The 25,946-nt window shown below is 39.8% G+C and carries 22 protein-coding genes and 1 riboswitch; of the genes, 10 read left to right on the top strand and 12 right to left on the bottom strand.

Annotation, left to right across the window (positions count from 1 at the left end; all coding sequences use genetic code 11):
• The first annotated feature begins 212 nt into the window (after positions 1-212).
• The 6 genes from leuA to mutH all read left to right on the top strand — a co-directional run bounded on the left by leuA (position 213) and on the right by mutH (position 8,139).
• Entirely contained in the window at positions 213-1,793 is a 1,581-nt protein-coding gene (leuA, locus tag G3341_RS05910) for a 2-isopropylmalate synthase (protein ID WP_163860888.1), read from the top strand.
• 2 nt (positions 1,794-1,795) lie between these two features.
• On the top strand, positions 1,796-2,887 hold the full coding sequence (leuB, locus tag G3341_RS05905) for a 3-isopropylmalate dehydrogenase (protein WP_163860887.1): 1,092 nt from the start codon (positions 1,796-1,798) through the stop codon (positions 2,885-2,887).
• A 1-nt stretch (position 2,888) separates the two neighbouring features.
• Positions 2,889-4,292, top strand: coding sequence for a 3-isopropylmalate dehydratase large subunit (leuC, locus tag G3341_RS05900; protein WP_163860886.1), 1,404 nt, complete (start codon positions 2,889-2,891; stop codon positions 4,290-4,292).
• A gap of 13 nt (positions 4,293-4,305) precedes the next feature.
• Complete coding sequence (leuD, locus tag G3341_RS05895) at positions 4,306-4,908, top strand: 3-isopropylmalate dehydratase small subunit (RefSeq protein ID WP_154622662.1); 603 nt, start codon at positions 4,306-4,308, stop codon at positions 4,906-4,908.
• A 318-nt stretch (positions 4,909-5,226) separates the two neighbouring features.
• A complete protein-coding gene (sgrR, locus tag G3341_RS05890) occupies positions 5,227-6,906 on the top strand; it encodes an HTH-type transcriptional regulator SgrR (RefSeq protein ID WP_154622661.1) in 1,680 nt (559 codons plus the stop codon).
• 549 nt (positions 6,907-7,455) lie between these two features.
• The gene (gene mutH, locus G3341_RS05885) at positions 7,456-8,139 is read left to right on the top strand and encodes a DNA mismatch repair endonuclease MutH (protein ID WP_154622660.1); all 684 of its coding nucleotides are present in this window, start codon (positions 7,456-7,458) and stop codon (positions 8,137-8,139) included.
• Positions 8,140-8,312: 173 nt separating this feature from the next.
• Here the strand turns inward: mutH and G3341_RS05880 are convergent, their stop codons facing one another.
• Positions 8,313-8,552: a helix-hairpin-helix domain-containing protein gene (locus tag G3341_RS05880; protein WP_154622659.1), complete on the bottom strand. Its 240-nt coding sequence runs from the start codon at positions 8,550-8,552 to the stop codon at positions 8,313-8,315.
• Positions 8,553-8,736: 184 nt separating this feature from the next.
• Here G3341_RS05880 and G3341_RS05875 point away from each other — a divergent pair, with 184 nt between their 5' ends.
• Positions 8,737-9,606 carry an alpha/beta fold hydrolase gene (locus G3341_RS05875; protein WP_154635629.1) on the top strand — a complete coding sequence of 290 codons (870 nt, stop codon included), beginning with the start codon at positions 8,737-8,739 and terminating at the stop codon, positions 9,604-9,606.
• A 39-nt stretch (positions 9,607-9,645) separates the two neighbouring features.
• On the opposite strand, the gene G3341_RS05870 is transcribed toward G3341_RS05875, so the two are convergent.
• The 4 genes from G3341_RS05870 to speA form a co-directional block, all read right to left on the bottom strand.
• A complete protein-coding gene (locus G3341_RS05870) occupies positions 9,646-10,551 on the bottom strand; it encodes a sphingomyelin phosphodiesterase (RefSeq protein WP_163860885.1) in 906 nt (301 codons plus the stop codon).
• Positions 10,552-10,922: 371 nt separating this feature from the next.
• Positions 10,923-11,702, bottom strand: coding sequence for an acetoin reductase (locus tag G3341_RS05865; RefSeq protein WP_154622995.1), 780 nt, complete (start codon positions 11,700-11,702; stop codon positions 10,923-10,925).
• Positions 11,703-12,163: 461 nt separating this feature from the next.
• Positions 12,164-13,084, bottom strand: coding sequence for an agmatinase (speB, locus tag G3341_RS05860; RefSeq protein ID WP_154622996.1), 921 nt, complete (start codon positions 13,082-13,084; stop codon positions 12,164-12,166).
• Positions 13,085-13,188: 104 nt separating this feature from the next.
• The gene (gene speA / locus G3341_RS05855) at positions 13,189-15,093 is read right to left on the bottom strand and encodes a biosynthetic arginine decarboxylase (RefSeq protein ID WP_163860884.1); all 1,905 of its coding nucleotides are present in this window, start codon (positions 15,091-15,093) and stop codon (positions 13,189-13,191) included.
• Positions 15,094-15,736: 643 nt separating this feature from the next.
• Here speA and metK point away from each other — a divergent pair.
• Positions 15,737-16,891, top strand: coding sequence for a methionine adenosyltransferase (gene metK / locus G3341_RS05850; protein ID WP_154622998.1), 1,155 nt, complete (start codon positions 15,737-15,739; stop codon positions 16,889-16,891).
• Positions 16,892-17,240: 349 nt separating this feature from the next.
• Here the strand turns inward: metK and G3341_RS05845 are convergent, their stop codons facing one another.
• The 5 genes from G3341_RS05845 to G3341_RS05825 all read right to left on the bottom strand — a co-directional run bounded on the left by G3341_RS05845 (position 17,241) and on the right by G3341_RS05825 (position 21,936).
• Complete coding sequence (locus tag G3341_RS05845; protein ID WP_154622999.1) at positions 17,241-18,155, bottom strand: LysR family transcriptional regulator; 915 nt, start codon at positions 18,153-18,155, stop codon at positions 17,241-17,243.
• Positions 18,156-18,466: 311 nt separating this feature from the next.
• Positions 18,467-20,146: a glycosyl hydrolase family 18 protein gene (locus tag G3341_RS05840; RefSeq protein ID WP_163860883.1), complete on the bottom strand. Its 1,680-nt coding sequence runs from the start codon at positions 20,144-20,146 to the stop codon at positions 18,467-18,469.
• Between the two features lie 611 nt (positions 20,147-20,757).
• Entirely contained in the window at positions 20,758-21,165 is a 408-nt protein-coding gene (locus tag G3341_RS05835) for a DUF6691 family protein (protein ID WP_154623689.1), read from the bottom strand.
• Positions 21,166-21,169: 4 nt separating this feature from the next.
• The gene (locus tag G3341_RS05830; RefSeq protein WP_163860882.1) at positions 21,170-21,607 is read right to left on the bottom strand and encodes a YeeE/YedE family protein; all 438 of its coding nucleotides are present in this window, start codon (positions 21,605-21,607) and stop codon (positions 21,170-21,172) included.
• Positions 21,608-21,609: 2 nt separating this feature from the next.
• Positions 21,610-21,936 (bottom strand): ArsR/SmtB family transcription factor, encoded by a 327-nt coding sequence (locus G3341_RS05825; RefSeq protein ID WP_163860881.1) that lies wholly within the window; start codon positions 21,934-21,936, stop codon positions 21,610-21,612.
• Positions 21,937-22,038: 102 nt separating this feature from the next.
• On the opposite strand from G3341_RS05825, the gene G3341_RS05820 reads away from it, so the two are divergent.
• Positions 22,039-22,572, top strand: a complete 534-nt coding sequence (locus G3341_RS05820; protein ID WP_154622146.1) for a SprT family zinc-dependent metalloprotease — start codon at positions 22,039-22,041, stop codon at positions 22,570-22,572.
• A gap of 29 nt (positions 22,573-22,601) precedes the next feature.
• Here G3341_RS05820 and G3341_RS05815 read toward each other — a convergent pair whose 3' ends face one another.
• Positions 22,602-23,672 carry a magnesium transporter gene (locus G3341_RS05815; protein ID WP_163860880.1) on the bottom strand — a complete coding sequence of 357 codons (1,071 nt, stop codon included), beginning with the start codon at positions 23,670-23,672 and terminating at the stop codon, positions 22,602-22,604.
• 74 nt (positions 23,673-23,746) lie between these two features.
• A riboswitch (M-box (ykoK) riboswitch) is annotated at positions 23,747-23,920 on the bottom strand.
• A 614-nt stretch (positions 23,921-24,534) separates the two neighbouring features.
• Here G3341_RS05815 and G3341_RS05810 point away from each other — a divergent pair.
• Positions 24,535-24,771: a HEAT repeat domain-containing protein gene (locus G3341_RS05810; protein WP_154635590.1), complete on the top strand. Its 237-nt coding sequence runs from the start codon at positions 24,535-24,537 to the stop codon at positions 24,769-24,771.
• A gap of 147 nt (positions 24,772-24,918) precedes the next feature.
• Here G3341_RS05810 and hcr read toward each other — a convergent pair whose 3' ends face one another.
• The gene (gene hcr / locus G3341_RS05805; protein ID WP_163860879.1) at positions 24,919-25,923 is read right to left on the bottom strand and encodes an NADH oxidoreductase; all 1,005 of its coding nucleotides are present in this window, start codon (positions 25,921-25,923) and stop codon (positions 24,919-24,921) included.
• Positions 25,924-25,946: the final 23 nt, after the last annotated feature.

The following is a 25,946-nucleotide window of genomic DNA, read 5'->3' as shown; positions in this document are numbered from 1 at the left end:
GTTAAAAACCTATTTAGAGACTGTGAAAATGACAACTTCTATTCGCCTACTAAGCCTACTACTACTCGCATCCAATGTGCGCGGTATGCTTATGGACGGAAGATAAAAACTCACAGTCCAGAAACATAAAAAACCCGCGCCAGCCGCGGGTTTTTTTATGCCTGCCGGCATCGCAAAGCATAACGATAAAATCTGTATAAGAGGAACACAACATGAGCGATCAAGTCATTATCTTCGACACCACCTTACGTGATGGTGAGCAGGCATTACAGGCAAGTTTATCTGTAAAAGAAAAATTGCAAATCGCATTCGCATTAGAACGCCTCGGTGTTGATATTATTGAAGCTGGTTTTCCTGTTTCCTCCCCAGGTGATTTCGAATCGGTACAAACCATCGCGCGTGAAATTAAAAATAGTCGCATTTGCGCGTTAGCGCGTTGTGTTCAAAATGATATTGATGTTGCGGCAGAATCACTGAAAGTGGCTGAGGCATTTCGAATTCACATCTTTTTAGCGACCTCGAATTTGCATGTCCAAAAGAAATTAAATAAAACATTTGATGGTGTCATGGATATGGCTATCGATTCGATTAAACGCGCGAGACGCTACACCGATGATGTTGAATTTTCATGTGAGGATGCCGGACGTACCGATATTGATAATTTATGCCGTATCGTTGAATCAGCCATCAAAGCTGGCGCCACCACCATCAATATTCCAGATACCGTTGGTTACACAACGCCTTATCAATTCGGTGGCATTATCACCTCTTTATATGAACGCGTCCCAAATATTGATAAAGCGGTCATTTCTGTGCACTGCCATGACGATTTAGGTATGTCTGTTGCCAACTCGATTACGGCTATACAAGCAGGTGCTCGTCAAGTCGAGGGAACAATTAATGGATTAGGTGAACGTGCAGGTAACACCGCCTTAGAAGAAGTCATCATGGCCATCAAATTGCGCGAGCAAATGATGAATGTACATACCAATATCAATCACAAAGAAATCTACCGTACCAGCCAATTGGTCAGCCAATTATGCAATACCCCAATCCCTGCTAATAAAGCCGTGGTCGGTAGTAATGCATTTGCGCATTCATCGGGAATTCACCAAGATGGCGTGCTGAAAAATCGTGAAACCTATGAAATCATGACGCCTGAATCAATTGGCTTGAAAGCAATCCAATTAAACTTAACATCTCGTTCAGGCCGTGCAGCCGTTAAGCATAGAATGGAAGAAATGGGCTACCATGAAGGGAAAGATTTTAATTTAGATGAATTGTACACCGCTTTCCTGAACTTAGCCGATAAGAAAGGACAAGTGTTCGATTATGATTTAGAAGCGTTGGCATTCTTTGCTAACCAACAAGATGAAACGGATCACTTTGTCATGGATTATTTCAGTACCCAATCAGGCTCAAGTGTTGTTGCTACTGCCACCGTGAAAATGCGCTGTGGGGAAAGTGAAAAATCGGAAGCCGCAACAGGAAATGGCCCTGTTGATGCGATTTATCAAGCCATCAATAAAATTACCAATTATCCAATTAACTTAGTCTCTTATAAGTTGTCTGCAAAAGGACAAGGGGAAAATGCGTTGGGTCAAGTCGATATCGTTGTCGAATGCTTTAATCGTCGTTTTCACGGCATGGGCTTAGCAACCGATATTGTCGAATCGTCCGCCAAAGCGATGGTGCATGTGTTAAACAGCATTTGGCGCTCTGAACAAGTTGAAAAAGAAAAACAAAAAATATCTCAAAAAGAATCACAATCAAATACAAAGGAAGCTGTATAACAATGTCTAAGAGCTATCATATTGCCGTATTACCTGGAGATGGTATTGGACCAGAAGTCATGGCTCAAGCCAATAAAGTGTTGGATGCAATCCGCCAGCGTTTTGCATTATCTATCACAACCAAAGAGTATGACGTTGGCGGTATCGCAATTGACCGCCACGGCAAACCGCTACCTGAAGAAACTGTCGTAGGTTGTGAAAATGCAGACGCCGTTTTGTTTGGTTCCGTTGGTGGCCCTAAATGGGAAAACTTGCCACCAGATAGCCAACCCGAACGAGGAGCACTGCTGCCATTACGCAAACACTTTAAATTATTCAGTAACTTGCGCCCTGCCCGCTTGTATCAAGCGTTAGAGGCATTTTGTCCTCTGCGTGCCGATATCGCAGCCCAAGGTTTTGATATTCTCTGTGTACGTGAATTAACAGGCGGTATCTATTTTGGTCAGCCAAAAGGCCGTAAAGGTGAAGGGCAAGATGAATACGCTTTCGATACCGAAGTTTATCACCGTTATGAAATAGAACGTATCGCACGCATTGCTTTTGAGTCAGCACGGAAACGTCATCATAAAGTGACCTCAATTGATAAAGCTAACGTATTACAAAGTTCTGTTTTATGGCGAGAAGTTGTTAATCAAATCGCTAAAGAATACCCCGATGTCGCTGTTAGCCATATGTATATCGATAATGCAACAATGCAAATGATTAAAGCACCATCTCAATTTGATGTTGTTTTGTGTTCAAACTTGTTTGGTGACATTATTTCTGATGAGTGTGCCATGATCACTGGTTCAATGGGGATGTTACCATCGGCAAGCCTAAATGAAGATGGCTTTGGACTCTATGAGCCAGCAGGAGGTTCCGCGCCAGATATCGCAGGTAAAAATATCGCGAACCCAATCGCTCAAATTTTATCGGCAGCCATGCTGTTAAGATTCAGTTTAAATCAGAATGACGCCGCTGATGCCATCGAAAGAGCTGTGAATAAAGCGTTAGAAGAAGGCCATCGTACCGCAGATTTAGCCGGTGGTGGCAAGTCCGTCAGTACTAGTGAAATGGGTGACATTATCACCCGTTATATCACCGAAGGGGTGTAACATGGCCAAAACTTTATATCAGAAATTATATGATGCGCACGTTGTACGTGAAGTCGATAATGAGATACCCCTGATCTACATTGATCGTCATTTGGTTCATGAAGTGACATCACCTCAAGCCTTTGATGGCTTGAGAACCAAAAATCGTCCATTGCATCAACCAAGCAAAACCTTTGCAACCATGGATCATAACGTATCAACACAAACAAAAGATATTAACGCTTGTGGTGATATGGCACGTATCCAAATGCAAGAGTTGATGAAAAACTGCAAAGAGTTCGGTGTGACCTTATATGACCTTAACCATCCTTATCAAGGTATTGTTCACGTGATGGGGCCAGAACAAGGCATTACTTTACCGGGTATGACCATCGTGTGTGGGGACTCGCATACTGCAACTCATGGTGCATTTGGTGCATTGGCTTTCGGTATCGGTACTTCTGAAGTTGAGCATGTCATGGCGACCCAAACCTTGAAGCAAGCTCGCGCCAAAACCATGAAAATTGAAGTTATCGGTAAAGCACCGGTCGGCATTACAGCAAAAGACATCGTCTTAGCCATAATTGGTAAAACAGGCAGTGCTGGCGGTACAGGCTATATTGTCGAGTTTTGTGGTGAAGCAATTGAAAACCTCAGTATGGAAGGTCGTATGACCGTTTGTAATATGGCCATTGAGTTGGGGGCGAAGGCAGGTATTATCGCTCCAGATGAAACAACGTTTAGCTATATGGAAGGTCGTCAATTTGCCCCTAAAGGAAAAGAGTGGGATGAGGCTGTTGCGTACTGGAAAACCTTAAAAACCGATGAAGATGCGCAATTCGATAAAATCGTCACATTGCAAGCCAGTGAAATCGCGCCACAAGTCACTTGGGGAACGAATCCGGGTCAAGTTATTGCCATTAATGAACCAATACCTTCCCCAGAATCTTTCAGTGATCCTGTGGAACGGGCATCTGCTGAGAAAGCTTTAGCGTATATGGGGTTAAAGTCTGGTATCAAGCTGTCTGACGTAAAAATTGATAAAGTGTTTATTGGTTCTTGTACTAATTCACGTATCGAAGATTTACGTGCTGCGGCAGCTATTGCTAAAGGTAAAAAAGTGGCTTCTGGTGTTCAAGCGATCGTTGTTCCCGGTTCAGGCCCAGTTAAAGCTCAAGCGGAGCAAGAAGGGTTAGATAAAATCTTTATCGAAGCGGGTTTTGAATGGCGTTTACCTGGTTGCTCCATGTGCCTTGCAATGAATAATGACCGTTTGAACCCTGGTGAACGATGTGCATCAACCAGTAACCGAAATTTTGAAGGTCGCCAAGGTCGAGCTGGACGTACTCACTTAGTTAGCCCTGCAATGGCTGCGGCAGCGGCGATTAATGGTCATTTTGCGGATGTCCGCGATATTCACGCCTAAAGGAGCATTTATCATGGAAAAATTTATTACCCATACAGGCATTGTGGCCCCTTTAGATGCGGCGAATGTGGATACAGATGCGATTATTCCAAAACAGTTTTTGCAAAAAGTCACCCGTACAGGATTTGGACAACACCTGTTTAATGATTGGCGTTTTCTTGATGACGCCGGACAGCAACCAAACCCAGATTTTGTATTAAACAAGCCAGTGTTTAAAGGTGCGAGTATTCTACTCGCCCGCGAAAACTTTGGCTGTGGCTCCTCTAGAGAGCACGCGCCATGGGCCTTAACTGACTTTGGTATCCAGGTGGTTATTGCACCTAGTTTTGCTGATATTTTTTACGGTAACTCTTTCAATAACCAATTGTTACCAATAAAACTGAGCGATGCAGAAGTTGACGAAATGTTTAACTATGTGCAAAACAATGAAGGTTGCCAATTCACAGTTGACTTAGAGCAGCAAACGGTTCAAGCAGGCGATAAAACTTATCATTTTGAGATTGATAGTTTCCGTCGTCACTGCATGATGAATGGCCTTGATAGCATTGGTTTGACCTTGCAGCATGCTGATCAAATTAAGCAATATGAGCAGAAAATTCCTTCATTTATGCGCTAAGCATTAACAACCACTTTCTAAACGCCCACCTTCTGTGGGCGTTTTATCTTATAAATAGTGAATAAGCCTACCCCTACATCATGATTTACTCTAAAATCATCCTCATTATTATGTAGACTAAATCCAATAACAGTATTCAAAATAAAGGCAACAAAAAAAGCCGATAATGCTGCTATCGGCTGGTAAATTACCATTACTCAATAATTCTGGGAGTCAGCCTGCCAGTTAACAGGCCTAACGAGCTACTTACTGGTGTCTATTATCAAATGGATATTAGGAAATAAAAATTGATGTAATCATTGCCGGAGTTCCTCTTTTATGTCCAGTTCTCGCTTACAAACACAATTCGTCCGTCTTTGGCAACACTTTCAGGGTCAAGATAGTGAAACCACATTGCAACATATTGCCGATACACTGTTTTGCTCTCGACGCCACGTCCGCACTTTATTAAATAGTATGCAATCTCATGGGTGGCTCAGTTGGCAAGCCGAAGCAGGCAGAGGGAAACGTTCAACCTTACTCTTTCATGTTAATGGATTAGAGTTACAGCAAGCCCAAGCGGAGCGTTTGCTAAAAGAAGAAAGCATTGAAAAACTTGTTGCTTTAGTGGGAGATAAAGAAACAATCCGCCAAATGGTTCTCTCTGAATTAGAACGCAGTTATCGGCAAGGTAAGAATCTTTTACGCATCATCTACTACCGTGATTTCCCTAATTTGCTACCAGGAACCCCCATGAGGCGTTCTGAAATTCACTTAATGAGTCAGATATTTAATGGATTAACGCATATAAATGAGGAAAAAGGGGAAGTCGAAAATGGTATCGCTCATTATTGGCAAATGATAAATGACACCGAATGGCGTTTTTATTTAAGACCCAGTATTTACTTTCACCACGGTAGAGAGATGCTAGTCGATGATATTATTAGTTCATTGATGCGTTTACAGCAGTGCTGGCCATTATTTTCACATATTAAATCTGTCACCTCCCCTCTTCCCAATGTCATTGATATTCAATTAAGTGAAGTCGACAAGCAGCTACCTTTACTATTAGGAAGTCCTCATGCTGCCATTCTCCCCAAAGAGTGGGAGTCTTTTGACAATTTTGAGCAAATACCTATTGGTACAGGCCCTTTTTTGGTTGAAAAAAACTTACCGCAAAAACTGACAATCACTGCATTTGACCGCTATTTTGGCTACCGTGCACTACTTGATGAGGTCACTATTTGGGTCGTGCCTGAATTATCTGAGCAAATGGTGTGTACCACATTAAAGATGGACAGTGACAGCAAACCAAATGATTCGTTAGAAAGTCGTATGGAAGAAGGATGCTACTTTTTATTGATGGATCAACGCTCTGCCCTAGCGCAGCGTTGTGATATACGTCAATGGCTATGCAGTTTTTTAACACCAATCAATCTGCTCGCGCATTGTGAATCATTTTATCAGCGGCACTGGGCTCCCGCTTATGGGCTATTACTGCATTGGCATCATAGTCGCATGTTAACGCTATTACCTAAGCCAGCTGATTTAACCGAATTGACGGTCACTTTCTATCATCAACACCACGAGTTTTATGCTATCAGCCAAATAATGAAGCGTGTATTGAAAACGCAAGGTATCGAATTAAAAATAAACATTGTTAATTACCCTGAATGGTTCAATGGCACAGCAGAAAGTGATATTTGGCTTGCGACAGCCAACTTCTTTAAACCTCTCGAATTTTCAATTTTTGCTACTTTATATGAAATGCCATTATTTCGTGAATGTTTAGGCTCCCCCCTCAAAGAGGAGCTGTCAAATTGGCGACAACAATCACTTAATGTCGAAGCATGGTGTGAAAGCTTAGTTGATTCACAGATTTTTCATCCAATCTTCCATCATTGGCTAGAGCTTCAAGGACAAAAAACCATGCGTGGAGCAAGGATGAATACGTTCGGTTGGTTTGATTTTAAATCGGCATGGTTTCAACCTTCTGAGGATAATGCACAGAAATCATAAAAGTTATGAACACCATAGGTGAATAATAAGGATGTTATTCACTTTTTCTGTGGATATCCATGTGAACAACCCGATAGTAATCAGGGTATATCCTACAGGTCACTTCTTCAAGAAAATCCTCACGCATTACTAACTCATTTTAAAACAATAAGATACTTACATTCCATCCTGTTATCTCCTGTTTATGTTTTCGACTTTATTCATTAGGAGTTCAAATGAACAAAGATCAATCAATGTATGATTTATCCACAAGTAATGCGCTTAACTTAGGCAAGTTGTGTGATTAGGTTCAAAAAAACAGGTAAGTCAAGCCTGTAAATGCACACAGTAATTAAAGTTTTTCACAGTTATCCAATAAATCTGTGGATAACCTAGTGAATGATCCTGTGATTATTATGGGATGAACGTGAATAACCTATTTTTCATTAAAGATAATGTGGATAAGTCTTCTATTATTATCTTATATATCAATGCATTAATTATCTGGTGTAAAAAGTGATATACTTTCTCTACCCTGTGAACTTTTTTTGATTATTATTTAATCGCATTATGCCATTTTTACCGCCACCACCACCTGAAAATGAGTCTGTTTTAATGGCGAGAGCGCAAGCCCTTGCTGGTTATACGCTGGGCCAATTGGCTGAATATGCAGGATTACCAATCCCCCCTGATTTAAAGCGCGACAAAGGCTGGGTCGGCATGTTGCTAGAGTATTTTCTAGGGGCTAGTGCAGGAAGTAAGCCTGAACAAGATTTTGCTGAAATTGGCGTCGAATTAAAAACGATTCCTATCGATCGTCATGGTGTGCCACTGGAAACAACATTTGTTTCCGTTGCGCCTTTAACGGGTAATAGTGGGTTGACTTGGGAAAACAGCCATGTTTGTCGAAAACTGTCTCGGGTACTGTGGTTTCCTATTGAAGGAGAGCGCCAAATTCCTCTTGCACAGCGTCGTGTGGCGACGCCTTTACTATGGAGTCCCTCACCACTGGAAGAGCAATTACTACGTCAAGATTGGGAAGAATTGATGGATCTGATTGTTCTTGGGAAGGTTGAAACCATCACTGCACGGCATGGACAAGTGCTACAAATACGCCCTAAAGCCGCTAACAGTAAAGCATTAACAGAAGGAATTGGTGAGTTTGGGCAAACTATCATGACATTACCGAGAGGCTTTTATCTTAAGAAAGATTTTACAGCCCCTCTTCTCGCTAGGCATTTTCAACTCGGTTAAAAAGAAAATGTATATATGATGACACCGCTATCCGCGCTTACTCAAGATACGCCGGTAACAGCTCAAGCCAAGATAACTAAAGTCTCTATTTGTTATCAACACATTTTATCGTTCGCGAATACGGCTGGGATCACATTCGCTTATTCATCAATCAGGAGCCTTGAAACCACTCGCTATTTAGTGGCCATCTTAGCGGCGTTAATGGCTCCTTCCACTGCTTTCTTAGCCTGTGGGCTGTTTTTCCAACAGCTAGACCCTGTGAGTTCAGCGCCTAACCGCAAAATTTCCTCATAGGATGCTTCACTTAGCTGAGATAACGTCGAGAATCCCATTTGTTCTAATCGACTCATCACCGTCGGCCCTACCCCTTTTACCGCGAGTAAACACTGTTTGTCCGCTTCTGAAAACCCCATATTCGTTCCTAATTAAATGAGTAGCTTATCTTTTTTTTAATGAATAGCTTTGCAATATACCTCATTATTATTTTACTATTCTTTTATGGCTATTATTATTTCAATAAAATCTCCTATATCCTTTGTGTCACTCATCACATTTATGGTAGTACACCCTCGATTTAGCATAAGTTAGGAATTAGCAATGTATACTCGTCAGCTCACCACGACACGCCATAATTCACTCCAACTGCCTGATGGCCGTCATTTGAGTTGGTATGAGTCTGGGCCGAAAACCGGTTTTCCAGTTATTTTTTGTACTGGTGCAGGTATGAGTGGGACACTCGGTTTTGGCATTGAATTCCTCAACCGTTTTGGGCTGCGATTGATTGTGCCTGAACGAGCGGGTTTAGGGGACTCTTCCCAAGATCCACAAAAATCACTTTCTCGTTTTGCCGCAGATGTCGCTGTGTTGTTGCATTCTCAGCAAATTAAACATTACTCAGTGATTGGTTTTTCTCAAGGCGCTGTATTTGCCATGGCACTGGCTTTTTATGGCACTCCGAATGCATTATCCATCGTCTCAGGCCAAGACCAATTTGAACATCCAGCAACGAGAGAACGACTACGCTCTGATGTGATTAATATGCAAGAGCAAGCCATAAATAGCCCTGAAGCGCTCGCTGACTGGTTGAAAAAAAATGTCAGCGCACCATGGCTATTGGCATTTATTCTCAATTGTAGTGCTGAAATCGACCAACAGCTTTATCATGAAGCCACCTTTTTAGAAGCTTACACCGAATGTATGAACCGTGCTTTTGTACAAGGTAATTTAGGCTATGTTCAAGATTTACTGATTACGCTACAAGCATGGCCTTTCCAACCTGAACAGATCCAATGCCCTGTATCATTATGGTATGGCCAAAAAGATGAAAGTTCTGTGCACTCACCCGATTTTGGCCATATCCTTGCCACTCGCTTTCCTCATTGCCAACATTTCCTGTTTAAAAATGAAGGGGGTTCTCTATTATGGACCCAATCAGAAGCGATCTTAAAAAATTTAAAAGCTGAATAAGTAAATATAAATTAATAACTGGCTGAATGTTGAATATTATCATAATTCAATTTCAGCCACGACTGGATAATGGTCTGAATAATCATAATAAGCATTATTATTATAATAATAAGCTGTTTTCATTTTCACCTGTCTGGTTTGTTCTTTGATTGAAGCAACATTTTTTGCAAAAATATAATCTAAATGCCAACTCTCTTTTTCATCTGGATGCGCAGCTTTAATGATATCATTGCTTGTGACATCCCACGAAGGAGTCGATGAAACATATTCAGGTTCTCCCCAGCCAATAATATCCAAAGCTTGTATATATTCCCTTTGCGTATAATTGATATTAAGGTCACCCCCTAAGACGACGGCTAAATTCTCTTCTGAAGCGATGCTATTAGCCCAGTTGATTAACTGATTAAGCTGAGTTTTACGATGATCTGAAGGGGTTGTCATTATACAATAATGATCATCCGACTGCATATGTGTACCAATAACATTGACCTTACTGCCCTTAAAGTCAATAACGGCCCTCACTCCTCCTTTAGCACTAAAACGGTCAGCACCACAGCCCGAATCATCAAAAAGATGATATTCACGATAAATAATGGGATAACGAGAAGCAATAGCGATACCTGAGTTAACTTGCTGAATAATATCCCATGTTCCTTTTTTATTATTCCAACAATTATTCGAGTCACAATAAGCTAGGATAGATTCATTATATTGAGCCGCAACCGGTGTGTGATAAATAAACCCCAACTCTCTCATTCCTGAAAATAATTTCTTTTCAGAATCTTGGCTAAAAACCTCTTGAAAAATAACAATGTCAATATCAGAAAAAATATTATCTCTAATCATCGCATTAATTCTTGTATTTCTTGTTGATGCACCAATACTAAAAAGAGGAACATGCAATAAATAAGTATTAAATGTCATCACTTTAATTTTATTTGGCATAGTTTTTCCTATCATGTCATTGATTAATAATATATAAATTACATTATCATTTTAAAATAAAGGCTATTTCAGTAAACACATTGTGTTTGACAATGACGACAAGAGCTATGCTAAACCATATCAACAATAGCGAATAGATTATTTCTTATTGTATAACCAAAAGGATTTTATCAGTAATCGGAGCTAATTAAATAATTAGAATAATATTTAAGATATATAAAAGAGATGATAGCGAGAGGATAATATTGATGACAAGCGTTCATTACCCATATTTTCTTGTTGTACAATATAGCCATTGCGCCCTCCGCTATATTTATAGCTTCAGGCGCAATTTAGGCATGAGTTTATGTAAAAACTAATCGCACCACGGATTAGCGATAAACAATACCGCCATCAGTTAGGATTGATTGTCCAGTAATGTAGTCTGAGTCATCACTTGCTAAAAATGCGACCAAGCCCGCCACATCTTCTGGAGTTTGTGCTCGACCTAATGCAATACCTTCAACATATTTTTTATAGGTTTCACCTTTTGGTGCACCTGTAATTTCAGCAAAACGCTCATCAATTTCTACCCACATATCGGTACCCACAATACCTGGGCAATATGAGTTAACAGTAATGCCTGAGCTTGCATACTCTTTCGCTGCCGCTTGAGTTAATGCGCGCACTGCAAATTTAGTTGCAGAGTAAACACCTAGCATTGCAAAACCATCATGCCCTGCAATAGAAGAGGCATTAATAATTTTCCCCTTCTGTTTACGTTGTTGGAATTTCTCACTGGCTGCTTGGATCCCCCACATAACACCATCAACGTTAATTTTGAAAATTAAGTCCATGTCTTCTTGGCGTACATCGGCGAGAGGTTTAACTTGCGCAATCCCCGCATTATTAATCATGACATCGAAACCACCTAATTCAGCTTCAGCATGCGCCACTGCTGCAAACACTTCCTCACGTTTACTGACATCTGCTGCAAATGTTGTCGCTTTACGGCCTAATGCTTCAATTTCCTTCGCCACATCCGCTAGCTTATCTTTTTTAAGATCCACAAGTGCGATGTCGGCTCCCTCTTTCGCTAAACGTAATGCGATACCACGACCAATACCTTGTGCTGCGCCAGTAACCAAAATGACTTTATTATTCAGTGCCATGAGCTATCTCCCATTAGGATAGTTAAAATAAATGACTCTAACTAAACAATACGTTAGCAAGATTGCGAATAAGTTACAAAGTTATGATCTTAAACTGTTTTAGGTGAATATTGTAACAGATACAACTCTATTTGATTGATTATCACTCGCATTTGCAATAGAAATGACTACAAAAAACCAAATAATAATTAAATTGAGGTAGAAATACCCATTAAGGGGTATAGCAAAAAATGCTATTTATAAAAATCTGTTCAAATAACAAACTCTTTTTTAAGAAAAAAATAGGCTGACAAACCTATTATGTTTGGCGGCAAGTCGGATAGGTTTTGAAAATAAACGAGGATAATCAATTTATTGATTTTCGACTGACAACACAAAGTGGGAAAAATCACGCTTTTATCCCGCTTTGTCAACAACCTTAGGCTGCCCATATGGCAGCCTAATAATAAAGCAATGACGGCTTATTTTTTGGATGCTTGCAAGTACAGCATATCCAATGCAATAGAAGCCGCGGCTAATGCTGTGATTTCTGATTGGTCATAAGCAGGAGCCACTTCGACCAGATCCATACCAACAATATTTAAGGGTTGTAAACCACGCAGTAGTTTCAACGCGCGGTCAGATGTTAATCCCCCAACAACCGGTGTCCCTGTTCCCGGTGCAAATGCAGGATCAAGACAATCAATATCGAACGTCAAATAAACAGGCATATCACCAACAATTGATTTGATTTGTTCAATCATCTCATCAACACCACGGTCATTAACCTGAGCCGCATCAAGTACCGTAAACCCATTGTCGCTGTCATGTTCCGTACGAATACCAATTTGCACTGAACGAGTCGGGTCGATCAACCCCTCTTTCGGAGCATGATAGAACATCGTTCCATGGTCATACTGACTCCCATTACCATAAGTATCAGTATGTGCATCAAAGTGAACTAAGGCCATTTTGCCAAAGTGCTTTGCATGAGCACGCAGCAGAGGAAGCGTCACAAAGTGATCGCCACCAAACGTTAAACAACGCTTTCCAGCCGCGAGGAGTTTTTCAGTATGCGCTTGTAATTTATCGCACATATCCTGTGCATCACCAAAAGCAAAGACAACGTCACCACAATCAACAACGTTTAAACGCTCGGTTAGCTTAAAGTTCCATGGCCAGCGATGGCTTTCCCACGCTAGGTTTGTTGATACTTGGCGAATCGCTGCTGGCCCATGACGGCTTCCCGCACGGCCTGAAGTTGCCATATCAAAAGGAACACCGGTGATCACCCATTCAGCATCAGAGCTATATGGTTGAAAATTCAGTGGAAATCGTAAAAAGCCAAATGCGTTAGAAACCAGAGAGTTATCAATCTGGTTACCTAATGTGCTATTAATCATCACTCTTCCTCTATCAGCATTTGTAATCTGCAAATACTTTTATTATTTAGGCTCACGGGTAGCTTTACGCCACCCGTGATTAGCCACCGTTCATTTAACGCTAATTATTCGTCTTCTAAGTAAGTATAGCCATAGAGACCATTCTCAAACTCATCCACAAAATCTTTTTGTAGTTGTTCGCTTAGCCCAGTACCTTTAACTTGCTCGATAAAGCTTTCCAATAAGACTTCTGGTACTAGCTTGACGTATTGCAGCATATCCGCAACGGAATCCCCCTCTTCACTTTGCAGATAACGCACATTACCTTGGCTATCAACCCAAACGTCAATTGCCGCCGTATCCCCAAATAAGTTGTGCATATTTCCCAAAATTTCCTGATACGCACCTATCATAAAGAAGCCAATCATTGGTGGATTTTCTGGATCATATGCAGGCATTGGCATAGTTGTTTCAACGCCATCTCCGTCAACATAGTGATCAATAATACCATCTGAATCACAGGTGATATCCAATAACACCGCTCGACGGTCAAGTGGCTTATCTAAACCTTCAATGGGTAAAACGGGGAAAACTTGGTCAATCCCCCATGCATCAGGTAATGATTGGAATAGCGAAAAATTCACATAGAACTTATCGGCCATACGCTCCTGTAGTTCATCAATAATAGGGCGATGAGCGCGATTACTCGGATCCAGATCTTGCTGAATGCGACGACAAATATTTAAATAAAGTTCTTCAGCCCAAGCACGTTGAGTTAAATCCAAAACGCCATGCGCATATTGTGTATGTGCTTCTTGCAAATCGAATTGACTATCATGAAGCCATTCGCGCAATGAACGACTGTTTCCTTGATGCTGCATCGATTCCCACGTTTCCCACAACGAAATCAATGAGCGTGGCGCATCTTCATCTGGGGGAGATGTTTTCGTAAACTCGTTACGTTCAACCCCAATCACATTAGAAACCAAGACAGTATGATGAGCAGTCAGTGCGCGTCCTGATTCTGTGATCACCGTTGGATGAGGTAGGTCATATTCTTCACATGCATCACCAATTGCCCAAATCACATTATTGGCATATTCATTTAGACCATAATTCACTGAGCAATCTGACTGTGAGCGAGTGCCCTCATAGTCTACCCCTAATCCACCACCAACATCGAAACATTGAATTTTGACCCCTAAGCGGTGTAATTCAACATAAAAACGTGCTGACTCACGGACCCCTGTCGCAATATCACGAATATTGGCCATTTGCGAACCAAGATGGAAATGCAGCAGTTGTAAGCTTTCTAGGCGGTCGGCATTACGCAGGATTTCAACAAGCTGCAACACTTGTGTCGCTGCCAAGCCAAATTTAGATTTTTCCCCCCCACTGGCTTGCCATTTACCTGACCCTTGTGACGCTAAACGAGCACGTACCCCTAATCGAGGAGTCACATTCAAGCTTTCCGCTTCTTTAAGCACCATCTCAATTTCAGACATTTTCTCGATAACAAGATACACCTTGTGACCGAGTTTTTCCCCGATAAGCGCTAAACGAATATATTCACGGTCTTTGTAACCGTTACACACAATCACAGTACGGGTACGGCCGGCATTCGCTAATACCGCCATTAATTCGGCTTTCGAACCTGCTTCCAGTCCAAGAGGCTCTCCAGAATTCACTAATGACTCGATAACGCGACGCTGTTGGTTAACCTTAATCGGATATACCAAAAAGTAATCGCCTGTATAACCATAAGATTCACGAGCACGTTTAAACGCCGCATTAATTGAACGTAAACGGTGCTGTAAAATTTGAGGAAAGCAGAACAATGCGGGTAAACGCAAATGCTCTTGTTCCTCTTGAACTTGATAAACAAGTTCAGCTAAATCAATAGACGTGTCTGGGTTATCAGGATTAGGGCAAACACAGACATTTCCGCGCTCATTCACCTGATAGTAACCACCGCCCCAATACGCGATGTTGTACGTCTGGCGCATTTTGCGAGCGATATTATCATTCATAACAAACTCCTTTATGGAGGGGTGAGTGACGCTTTCTCCGGCCAGAAAGTCGCCCGTCATTAGACGTGGCACTGCTGGGCAGTTATGTCGGGGAAACAGCTATTACTCGGATTAATTAAAGTGCTTAGAACATCTAAACGGTGACAAATACGACCATTTGGCAGACAGTTACCGACTGGTAGCCAAAGGTGTACTAAGAAGATGATGGTAACTTCGAGAAGAAGTAAACAAAGGCAGGAAAGTAAACGCCAAAGACACGCGGCGATCCGCGTTCAGCTGTTGATTACTGTTATTCAGTAGATTATGGATCATTACCCATTAACCCCCAATATAACTGTTTAATCTTTATCAATAACGAAAAAGATAAACACTCCTGATCGATAGCAGGCACATTGTCTGCCTACTGGTGTATAACGGAAAATTTTTAACTAACCGTCACGGTCGCTGTTTATACATTGATTAGGCAGAAATTGCAAAACGTTATTGCCCTAATAGAAATAAAATTTGTCAGTAACGTCTTTTCACTCACTGTTTTTCTATCAAGAACAAAAACAGGTGGCACTTTTTTTGTTAAAATATTAAAATAGACGTCTAGATGTTAAAACATCCAATTACAATCAGCGAATTCTAAGGTATTAATCTCATGGCTACACATCTCTTTACTTCTGAATCTGTATCGGAAGGGCATCCTGATAAAATTGCCGATCAAATCTCTGATGCGGTTCTTGATGCGATTCTTGAGCAAGATCCAAAAGCTCGCGTTGCTTGCGAGACCTACGTCAAGACAGGTATGGTGATGGTTGGGGGAGAAATCACCACCAGCGCTTGGGTTGATATTGAAGAGATCACACGTAAAACCGTTCGCGAAATTGGTTATACCAGCTCAGACATGGGTTTTGATGCGAACTCGTGTGCGGTTTTAAGTGCGATTGGTAAACAATCACCAGATATCAACCAAGGTGTTGACCGTGCAGACCCATTAGAACAAGGTGCTGGTGACCAAGGTATTATGTTTGGTTATGCGACAAATGAAACTGACGTTCTTATGCCTGCACCAGTGACTTATGCTCACCGTTTGGTACAGCGCCAAGCTGAAGTCCGCAAAAATGGCACATTACCATGGTTGCGCCCAGATGCGAAAAGCCAAGTAACATTCCAATATGACGACAACAAAATTGTTGGTATTGATGCTGTTGTATTATCAACTCAGCATTCTGAAGACATCAAACAGCAAGATTTACATGAAGCGGTGATGGAAGAAATTATCAAACCCGTTCTTCCAACTGAATGGTTAGCTCCAACAACAAAATACTTTATCAACCCAACAGGTCGTTTTGTTATTGGTGGACCAATGGGTGACTGCGGTTTAACTGGCCGAAAAATTATCGTTGATACATACGGCGGTATGGCTCGTCATGGTGGTGGAGCATTCTCTGGTAAAGATCCCTCTAAAGTCGACCGTTCTGCTGCTTATGCGGCACGCTATGTTGCAAAAAACATTGTTGCAGCTGGTTTAGCGGATCGTTGTGAAATCCAAGTATCCTATGCAATTGGTGTGGCTGAGCCAACCTCTATCATGGTTGAAACATTTGGCACAGGTAAAGTTCCAGAGGCACAACTGGTTCTGTTAGTACGTGAATTTTTCGATTTACGCCCATACGGACTCATTCAAATGCTGGACTTGCTACACCCTATTTATCAGCAAACTGCATCATATGGTCACTTTGGTCGTTCTCAATTCCCTTGGGAAAAAACTGACAAAGCGGCTATTTTACGTGAAGCTGCCGGTTTGAAATAAAACAAAAGGCTCTGATAATAAAAATAGGCCCCACAATGCTGGGGTTTATTTTTTAACGCCAATATGTTCGATTATTTTGCTACTCATTGAAATGTAGATTTAATATTTACACACGGTGAATAACCCTAAAATATCCGCTCTCCTTCAATCTAGTCACTGTCACTCCGTATTAAGCATAGAATACCAGCTCAATTCAATAAATGAATTGAACTAATTTAGTAGAAAACTCAATAGTTCAATATCTAAATAATAAAATAAGCCAACCCTAGAGATAGGTTGTATCATAATAACTAGGGTAGCTCAGCATAACTCAGCCTCACAAACCGAAAAATATTTAATATATCTTCTATTATGATTTAGACAAATTTTCGACAAAACTTGATGTATCTATTTTTTTGATTAATCGCTCTTTCCACCAAGAGAAATTGCCCCCCTTACTTGAGGGATGCCAAGCTAACCAAATAAATTGATCATCTTTAGGTATTTCTACAGGCACAATAACGAGTTCTTGATTTTTTAACTCGTTCTTTATATGTAAGGGACAAATGAAACCATAACCAATCCCGCGTTTCAGTAATATTAATTTACTTTCTAAATCACAAACCAGTATTTGTCGCTCCAATGTCATTTCTTTTTCTTTATTAATTGATAACTCATGGCTACTATCCGCAATTTCCACATAAATATCATTGAGTAATTGTTTTCTAGTAATTATTTTCCTTTGTGATGCGAAAGGATGTGAAGGAGAGACACAAAGTGAAAAACTAATTTTGCCAAGGAGTTGAGTACTGGCTTTTATATTTTCAGGGATATAGCCTAGAGCAATGATAAAATCGGCTCTATTCTCTTTTAATGCATCCCATGCCCCCGTCATTGCCTCCCTTTGAATAGAAATATGAACATCTCCGTTCGTATTAATATAATCTCGAATATCTTGCACAAAGATATCGAGTGGTAAAAATTTTTCCACCACAATACGGATTTGATTATCAAGCGTGGGGATGTTCCTTACTCTATTTTCAAGATCTTGCATTGCATTTAAGATCCATGCGCCTTCTTGCAATAAAAACTCCCCTTCTTTAGTCAAACGCACTATAGGCCCATTACGGTGAAAAAGCTTCACATTCAAACGGCTTTCTATATTCAATACTTGATATGAAATTGCTGAAGGTGTTTTATGTAATACATCTGCGGCCGTTGAAAAGGATCCTGTTTTTTTGATAGTACTTATTATATTAATTGCATCCACGGATAATCTACTCATATAAGCTCCTATTAATTTAAAATAGCTAATACAATGATTTCAGCGCATGAATATTAAATTAATTCAGATATAGAACTATCATAATGTCGATAATAAACAATCAAGAAATATCCTAATCTATTTATTTAATAACAACCAACCTTTTTACTTGATATATAATTAATAAATAAAAACACAACAAAAAATATTGATTAGATAAAACAATTAAAAAACCCCAAAATATATATTTATTATCAATGAAAAAACTAACATTCAAACAATCACCAATATAGAGGGAAATATTCTCCCTCTATATTAAATCATACAATCACTTATTTAGAGAGACTATTACCTAAGCTAGAATTCATATTATTCAAAATATCACCATTATCTGCATCAATTTCCCATGCAAATAATCCGCCGAGTTTTTTATCTAAAACATATTTTCCTTTCGCTTGTACTGAGCGTTCATCATCAAACGTAATTAAATCGCCTGTTGATGCTTTAAATACATATGGAGCCTCCGCTACAGCATCATAGCTATATACCCATTCTCCACTCATATACTGATTTTTTATTTGGCGATAATCAACAACCCCATTTTCCCACGTTCCCGCTATTGGGCCTGTCGCTTTGCCCGTGAAAGGGTTACCCGCAGTATAGCCATTTACGCCAGTCCAACCTCGGCCATACATCGTTGCACCTACCACAATTTTCCCTGGATCAACACCTTGTGCTAATAATGCATTCACACCATTGACTGTTGTATATTCAGTATCAGGCCGCCAGCTTGATGCATTAAGAGCGGTTTGATAACCCAGTGTATTTAAATCAAAAGCACCGTAAAAGTCATAGCTCATCATAAAGAAATGATCGACTGATTTTTGTACCAACCCAAAATTAACTTTATCAATTTTCACTTTGGCCGCACTGATTGCGGAAGTTAATTGATATTGGCGTCCGGTTTCTTTTTCTAATTCATCCAACATAGCACGGAGTTCTTGCATCAGTAATAAATAGGTTTCACCATCCTTATCTGACGCTAATGTCACACTGGCTCCATTTGCACCGGGATATTCCCAGTCAATATCAACGCCATCAAAAAACTTCCATGTTTGTAGAAACTCTTTTACTGAACTGACAAAAGTATCCCGTTTCGTTTTATCTTTTAACGCATAAAATGGATCTGACAATGTCCATCCACCCACCGAAGGTAATATTTTTAAATCTGGATAAGCACGTTTGATTGCCATGAGTTGACCAAAATTCCCTTTATATGGATCAACAGTACCAGTTTGCCCTAATTGAAGGGCAGCCCATGGGTCATGAATACTAACCTTGTAATCCTCTCGACCAGAACATGATCTTTGTAACGACTCAAAGCTACCTTCAATTTCTTTTAAGCTATCATTAATTCCATTACCACCACACATAGGAATAAAAGCATATAAAATATGGGTTAGATTTTGTACGGGTATCTTATCAACTGGAAATTTCCGCCCGTAAACGCCCCACTCAACAAAATAGGCGGCAATAACTTTGCCTGAATTTTGTGTATAAGCTTTATTATTTTCTAATAACTGCGGCTTAAGCGGATCAAGATGGCTTCCATCGGTGTCTTTAACGATAATTTCTTTTGCATCACTTAGATTGCATTCATCTCCATTACATAACGCAACTTGTAATTGATATTTACCCCCCTTAGAAATTGAGATTGTAGCTTTACCTGATGCACCTGTGGATGCGCCACTCCATACTTCTTTACTATCTAAATAAACCTTAGCTGTCGTTCCATAATCACCATTCCATAGAGCCCAGCTCACTTCAACATCAACGGCAGTTTTTCTTGTCACCAACTTTTCATAAGCGGTCGCATCACTAGAAACAGTGACTAGACTGTAAACGCTCTCTCCCCACTGAATAGAGGGTTTACCCGGAAGGGCAGCATACGAAAATTGGCTAGCAAAATGACTTACAAGCATGGTAAGAAGTACTTTATATAGTTTAAGCATATCTAACTCCTCAATTTAGCCGGAAATACCAACTATTAATGCCTGTTGGTATCGCGTTTATTCCTACATTAATGGCAGATATGACATCACTGACTGATTCACAAAAAGCATTTGCAGAATCATAAACATTCCATACGGCAAGAATGACGCAATACTCAGTGCAGTCATCGGATACTTACGTGCCACAATTTGTACTTTTTAGCTCCGTTGTGTGATGAGCTGAAGTCAATAGACTCGGCATGGTAAAACAGTGGGATAACCATGAGCGAAAACAGATTGAGAAGCTATCAGTAATAATGAACATAAACAGTTTAAGGAAAGGACTTGCTGAAATTGCTTTTTCATAACCCACCTCTGATATTCACTTAAATAGATTTTTTTGAACAGTTCATTCATTTATGAAAGCGCTGTTCATTTATATTATTGTGTGTTTAACAAGGGTGTTTTATGAAAAGTTCAATAGGAAAAGTGAAATATTTATCATGATAAGTATATTTTTAAATAAGCTTATATTTATTTTCATATGATAAAAAAAGAAGGGGATCAAAAGTTAATAGATATTTTTAATTTACGAATAAAGGCATAAGCCCCGCTTGTCATGGGGCTTATATTTATTTTTTGGTTATTTGAAAAATAGACATTCCCGCTATCATTGCTAACGTGAAAACGATGCCTTGAGTTATCCCCATTCCCGTTAATAATAGTGCTGGTCCAGGACAAATACCCGCTAGCCCCCACCCCAATCCAAATAACACACTACCTATAATGAGTGGCTTATCAATTTTTTGATTTGTTGGGATCTGCATTGGACACGCTAATAAACTGACTTGGCGTTTTTTCGCGACAGCGAAGGCAATCGCACTCATTCCCATTGCAACAGCCATTGTCACTAACAACGATGGATCCCAATTTCCTGTAATATCTAAAAATCCCAGAATTTTTGCTGGATTTCCCATACCCGCTAATAATAATCCCAAGCCAAATAATAAACCTGAGATTAAGGCGATAACGATAGGCATACCTTTATCCTCTTAAATCAAAGAAATTTATCAGTGCCACTGTCGCAAATGCCACCAGCATAAAAGTCACCACCGCAACAATAGAGCGACGAGAAAACCTTGCCATGCCACAAATACCATGGCCACTTGTACATCCACTGCCCATTCTTGTACCAAACCCAACCAGTAATCCTGCAAGAATAATAATGGGTGTGCTTGTGGTAATAGTGACTTCAGGTGAAAAAAAGAAGAGAATAAATAAAGATGGAGCAATCATAATGCCTAATATAAATGCAACTTTCCAAGCCGTATCACCGGCGATAGGTTTCAATACTCCACTTAAAATGCCACTGATACCGGCAATCCTGCCATTTAAAAGAAGTAATAGTGAGACCGCGGCGCCGATCAATACTCCTCCTGCGGCGGCTGACCACGGAGTGAAATTAGCCCAATCAATAGACATTGTTATTTCTCCTGTACAGGACAATAAAGTTGATAGAGTGTATTTAGCAGTGTAAAAAGCTTTTCATCCGCAATAGCGTAATAAATACGCTTCCCCTCACGGCGTGTTACCACAAGGCCTTCATGACGTAACACCGTCAATTGTTGAGAAAGCGTGGGTTGTTGTATACCTAATGAGGCTTCTAACTCGCTCACACAGGCCTCTCCCTGCGTTAACTGACACAGCAGCAACAGCCGATCAGGGTTACCTAATGTTTTCAACAACGACGATGTTTGTATTGCGGCCTGCTTCATTGCAGAGAGCACGAGTTCTGAAGAATTATCGCTCATGATATACCTCTATATATTATATAATTAAACAATATATTATTTAATATAATGATAGTCAATAAGACTTGTTTCTCTAGGTCGGGTTATATTATTCTTGCCATCATGAAAACAGTACGCGTCCCTATCTATCTTCAACAGAAAGTCATGCATACACTGCGTGAAAAGCTTCACTTAGCACAACAAAAACTGGAAAAAACATTTCCAGAACCAACAGTTAACTATAAACAACGAGGCACAACGGCTGGCAGCGCATACTTAAAAGAATGGGAAATCCGCTTAAACTCAATCCTACTGATTGAAAATGGTGATCTCTTTATTGAGCAAGTCATTCCCCATGAATTAGCGCACTTATTAGTCTATCGCATGTTTGGCCGACAAGGTATTGCACCCCATGGCCATGAATGGAAATGGATGATGGAACAGATTTTGGAAGTTCCAGCGAATCGAACTCATCATTTTGCAGTTTCTTCAGTGAAAAGCCGAACTTTTACTTATTATTGTGCTTGTACGACATCACATGAATTAACGATCAGAAGGCATAATAAAGTTGTTAGAGGGGAGAATCAGTATTTGTGTCGAAAATGCGGTGAAGTCCTAAAACAGACTATTTCGTTGGTTGCGGCAGATGTTAAATAACACTGCCGCATCATATCGATGGTGTGTCTTTAGGCGAACTCCGTCATCACCAATTTGGCAATTTCAAAGTAAATAATTAAACCTGTTCCATCAATAAAAGTCGCAATAAATGGCGCTGATACAACAGCCGGATCCACTTTTAATTTCTTCAATACCATTGGGATAATAGAAGAAACAATCGCACTCCACATAGTAATTGCAACAATCGTTAAACTCACAACAATAGTGACTTCAGCCCCAACACCTAAAATCCAGGCCCTAATCAAAGCAGCGGCACCGATAGTTATTGCCACTAAAAACGATGTTGATACTTCTTTTTTCAGGACTGCACCTAGATTACGTAAGCTAACCTCACCTAATGCCATCGCTCTGACAAGCGTAGAAGTGATTTGTGTTCCGCTATTTCCCCCTGTTCCAATCAGTAATGGAATAAAGAAAGCAAGAGAGATTGCGGCTTCTAATTGCTCTTCAAAAGCTTTTAACACTGTGCCTGTATAAGCCTCTGCAACAAATAGCATCAATAGCCATACAACACGTTTACGCCATAATGTCACTGGGCTTGTTGCTAAATAAGGCTCTTCAAGTGGTGTTGTCGCACCTTGAAGTTGTGCATCTAACGTATTCTCATCTTCTATCAATTCAGCGATATCTTGAGGTCTTAAAACCCCCATCAATTTGCCAAATTGTACAACCGGTATCATGTCTAAACCACTATGATTAATCAAATCATAAACATCATGACGTGATTGCTCAGGAGAAACTGAAAAGTAGTTGTGACGCATAATATCAGACACAAGCAAATTTTCTTCAGCTGCTAATAATGATTTAACGGAAAGGATACCATTTAAATAATTTTCCTGATCCACAACGAACAAATACGTAGGAATTTGCTCACCCTCTAAATGTTCGATCAGATTTTTTTTCACGCAATCAACTGAATCTGCAATAGAAACAGGCAAATAAGATTGGCTCATATATGCACTGACAGTTGCGTCGTCAATTTTTGGTTGCTGAGTGTTGTTGGTATTCAGGCGTGCGCCTTTCATTGCGGACTGAGCGATTGCTACAGATCCCGCTTTGTTCTGGGTAGTGAATGTCATTTTATTAGTCCCTAGTTACTGTTGTTTACTCAAACAGTACTCACATAGGGGCGAAACCAGATGAGAGAATGCGATGGCTATCTCTACGTCTCGGTTTTAGCACTATACAACGTATCCAACACATATATTGGAAGTTACATGGGGATATACCTTCGGTCGATATATCCTGTCCTGATCTTGGGCGTCTCTCGACGTCGTCAGATCAGTAACCTGTGTTTGTATAGGAGCCTCGCCTAACGAGATACTGCACTTTTGATGCGACGCGAATTATAACCATAAGATGATTAATTACCACCCCGAAAATACGGTTAATTTCCGATGACCATAGCCTTGTTTAAGTTTTGTTTAGGTTTATGTATAACAACAATTCTTGGTGTTACAAAATGTAATCATTGATGTTTTTTTATTTTTTCTCCTAGTAAATAATACGCTATTTACTGCTATTGTTCATAATAACCAATAGAAATAGCACTTGAATAGTTATCTTCATAACCCCATAAGAATAAAGGCAAAAAAAATTTTCTTCGCTGTTTTATATTATTATGAGATGTTCGCTAAACGAATAAAACTGAACATATTAATTTAGCTCATTAGAATTTATTGAACGAAAATAAATAACAATAAAATCCATAATACAGGTAAATTTATTCAACGATAAATTTACTTACTTTAATTAACTAACTCAATCAAAGAAAATAAAAAAAATAAGAGAATGCACTTAATGCATTATTTAACTCGAAAAAAAGTCTCATTTTTGATGTTTTCAAAATAAAAACATTAAATAAACGATCAATTTGGAAGTTAATATATATAATTTTAATTTAAAATATCTTCAAGTTAATTAAAGAGTGAAGTTTTAATTATGGACAGAACTATTGTCGGTATGCTGACGAATCTAACATTTCGCGTTAATGATGAGATCAAAATCGCTGCAATAGCAGCTTTGGGAGATTATAAAGCAACGATTGAATACCAAGAAGCGATTGTTCGTATTATCAATCTTTGCCAAGACCCAAATAAAGAGATAGCCGTCTCAGCTATAAATGCATTAAGTAAATTATCGGTTTATTTTATGCCTGAAGGACCCGTTTTAAAGTAAACAAATTTAACGCTAATAAAAATTACATAGTGATTTTTATATAATAACTTATAACTACGTATGTATAGTTATTTAATAACTTGTCTATAAGTCACTGTCTCATTATTAGTGGGATATATAATGAGACAGTTCATTTAATTGTTTTATTTACGCAATCTCTGTATCGCCTTGTAATTGACAACTACAAGCCAAAACATACCCTGCGGCAATCTCTTCCTCTGTTAATGTCATCGTACTGGTCGTTGTATAATTTCCTGATAATACTTTTGTTTTACAACTCCCACAAACACCAGCGCGACAAGCAGCAATCACTGGTTGTTTATTTTGTTCTAAAGCCGATAACAAAGACGTTCCCACCGGAACCTTAAAATCAACCAAACGTTGACGAATTTTTAAGGTAATGGTCTCTTCACTGGCAATCGGTTCCGGTTCTAGCGAGAAGCGTTCCATGAAGAAGTGTTCAGGTGGCACACCTAACGTTTTTGCAAATTGCTGGGCATTTTTCATATAAGGTGTGGGCCCACACGTCATGACGATGCGAGAACAAATATCTGGCACTAATGCAGATAATTTTTCAAGGGTTAAACGCCCTTCCGCAACCCCTCCATGATCAGGAGATTCCTGCATAATACATAACTGTAATCGTGATGGATATTGTGCAATTAATTGTTGCCACTCATCCGCAAAAATAATTTGCTGCTCATCTCGCACATTAAATAAAACTTTTACGTTAGCTTGAGAGCGGTATGCCATTAACCAACGTACCATCGACATAATTGGCGTTACACCACAGCCAGCAGCTAACATCAAATATTGATCACTATTTAATTCAGCACAAGTAAACTCACCCTGCGCATCTGAAAGCCATAGATAATCACCTGGCTTCACCGAGCTCGTTAACCAACATGACCCCGTTCCTTGCTCTAATCGTCTGACCGTAATAGTAATAAAACGACTTTGTCCAGGGGTCGATGAAATCGTATAAGCACGCATGATTTCATCGCTATTTTTAATACTAACAAGAGCGTATTGTCCCGGAGAATAGGTATAAAAGTCGTGATTAATTAAATTAATCGTCCATACATCGGAAGTTTCTTGATGGATAGAATGTATCTGCATTCTATTTGGACATAAACTACTCGGCATTGTCATGGTATCACTCCAATTAGGGGAAA

Origin of the sequence: Providencia vermicola, assembly GCF_010748935.1 — a bacterium.
Lineage (GTDB): Bacteria > Pseudomonadota > Gammaproteobacteria > Enterobacterales > Enterobacteriaceae > Providencia > Providencia zhejiangensis.
This window is presented reverse-complemented; position numbering and strand designations above follow the sequence as displayed.

Excerpts from the sequence above, each read along its gene's own strand:
- metK (WP_154622998.1), top strand. The coding sequence starts at position 15,737 with ATGGCTACACATCTCTTTACTTCTGAATCTGTATCGGAAGGGCATCCT.
- G3341_RS05820 (WP_154622146.1), top strand. The coding sequence starts at position 22,039 with ATGAAAACAGTACGCGTCCCTATCTATCTTCAACAGAAAGTCATGCAT.
- speB (WP_154622996.1), bottom strand. The coding sequence starts at position 13,084 with ATGATTAATAGCACATTAGGTAACCAGATTGATAACTCTCTGGTTTCT.
- speA (WP_163860884.1), bottom strand. The coding sequence starts at position 15,093 with ATGAATGATAATATCGCTCGCAAAATGCGCCAGACGTACAACATCGCG.
- leuC (WP_163860886.1), top strand. The coding sequence starts at position 2,889 with ATGGCCAAAACTTTATATCAGAAATTATATGATGCGCACGTTGTACGT.
- G3341_RS05830 (WP_163860882.1), bottom strand. The coding sequence starts at position 21,607 with ATGTCTATTGATTGGGCTAATTTCACTCCGTGGTCAGCCGCCGCAGGA.
- hcr (WP_163860879.1), bottom strand. The coding sequence starts at position 25,923 with ATGACAATGCCGAGTAGTTTATGTCCAAATAGAATGCAGATACATTCT.
- G3341_RS05870 (WP_163860885.1), bottom strand. The coding sequence starts at position 10,551 with ATGCCAAATAAAATTAAAGTGATGACATTTAATACTTATTTATTGCAT.
- G3341_RS05825 (WP_163860881.1), bottom strand. The coding sequence starts at position 21,936 with ATGAGCGATAATTCTTCAGAACTCGTGCTCTCTGCAATGAAGCAGGCC.
- leuB (WP_163860887.1), top strand. The coding sequence starts at position 1,796 with ATGTCTAAGAGCTATCATATTGCCGTATTACCTGGAGATGGTATTGGA.
- G3341_RS05840 (WP_163860883.1), bottom strand. The coding sequence starts at position 20,146 with ATGCTTAAACTATATAAAGTACTTCTTACCATGCTTGTAAGTCATTTT.
- G3341_RS05810 (WP_154635590.1), top strand. The coding sequence starts at position 24,535 with ATGGACAGAACTATTGTCGGTATGCTGACGAATCTAACATTTCGCGTT.
- sgrR (WP_154622661.1), top strand. The coding sequence starts at position 5,227 with ATGTCCAGTTCTCGCTTACAAACACAATTCGTCCGTCTTTGGCAACAC.
- G3341_RS05835 (WP_154623689.1), bottom strand. The coding sequence starts at position 21,165 with ATGCCTATCGTTATCGCCTTAATCTCAGGTTTATTATTTGGCTTGGGA.
- G3341_RS05815 (WP_163860880.1), bottom strand. The coding sequence starts at position 23,672 with ATGACATTCACTACCCAGAACAAAGCGGGATCTGTAGCAATCGCTCAG.
- leuD (WP_154622662.1), top strand. The coding sequence starts at position 4,306 with ATGGAAAAATTTATTACCCATACAGGCATTGTGGCCCCTTTAGATGCG.
- G3341_RS05845 (WP_154622999.1), bottom strand. The coding sequence starts at position 18,155 with ATGAGTAGATTATCCGTGGATGCAATTAATATAATAAGTACTATCAAA.
- G3341_RS05865 (WP_154622995.1), bottom strand. The coding sequence starts at position 11,702 with ATGGCACTGAATAATAAAGTCATTTTGGTTACTGGCGCAGCACAAGGT.
- G3341_RS05875 (WP_154635629.1), top strand. The coding sequence starts at position 8,737 with ATGTATACTCGTCAGCTCACCACGACACGCCATAATTCACTCCAACTG.
- mutH (WP_154622660.1), top strand. The coding sequence starts at position 7,456 with ATGCCATTTTTACCGCCACCACCACCTGAAAATGAGTCTGTTTTAATG.
- leuA (WP_163860888.1), top strand. The coding sequence starts at position 213 with ATGAGCGATCAAGTCATTATCTTCGACACCACCTTACGTGATGGTGAG.
- G3341_RS05880 (WP_154622659.1), bottom strand. The coding sequence starts at position 8,552 with ATGGGGTTTTCAGAAGCGGACAAACAGTGTTTACTCGCGGTAAAAGGG.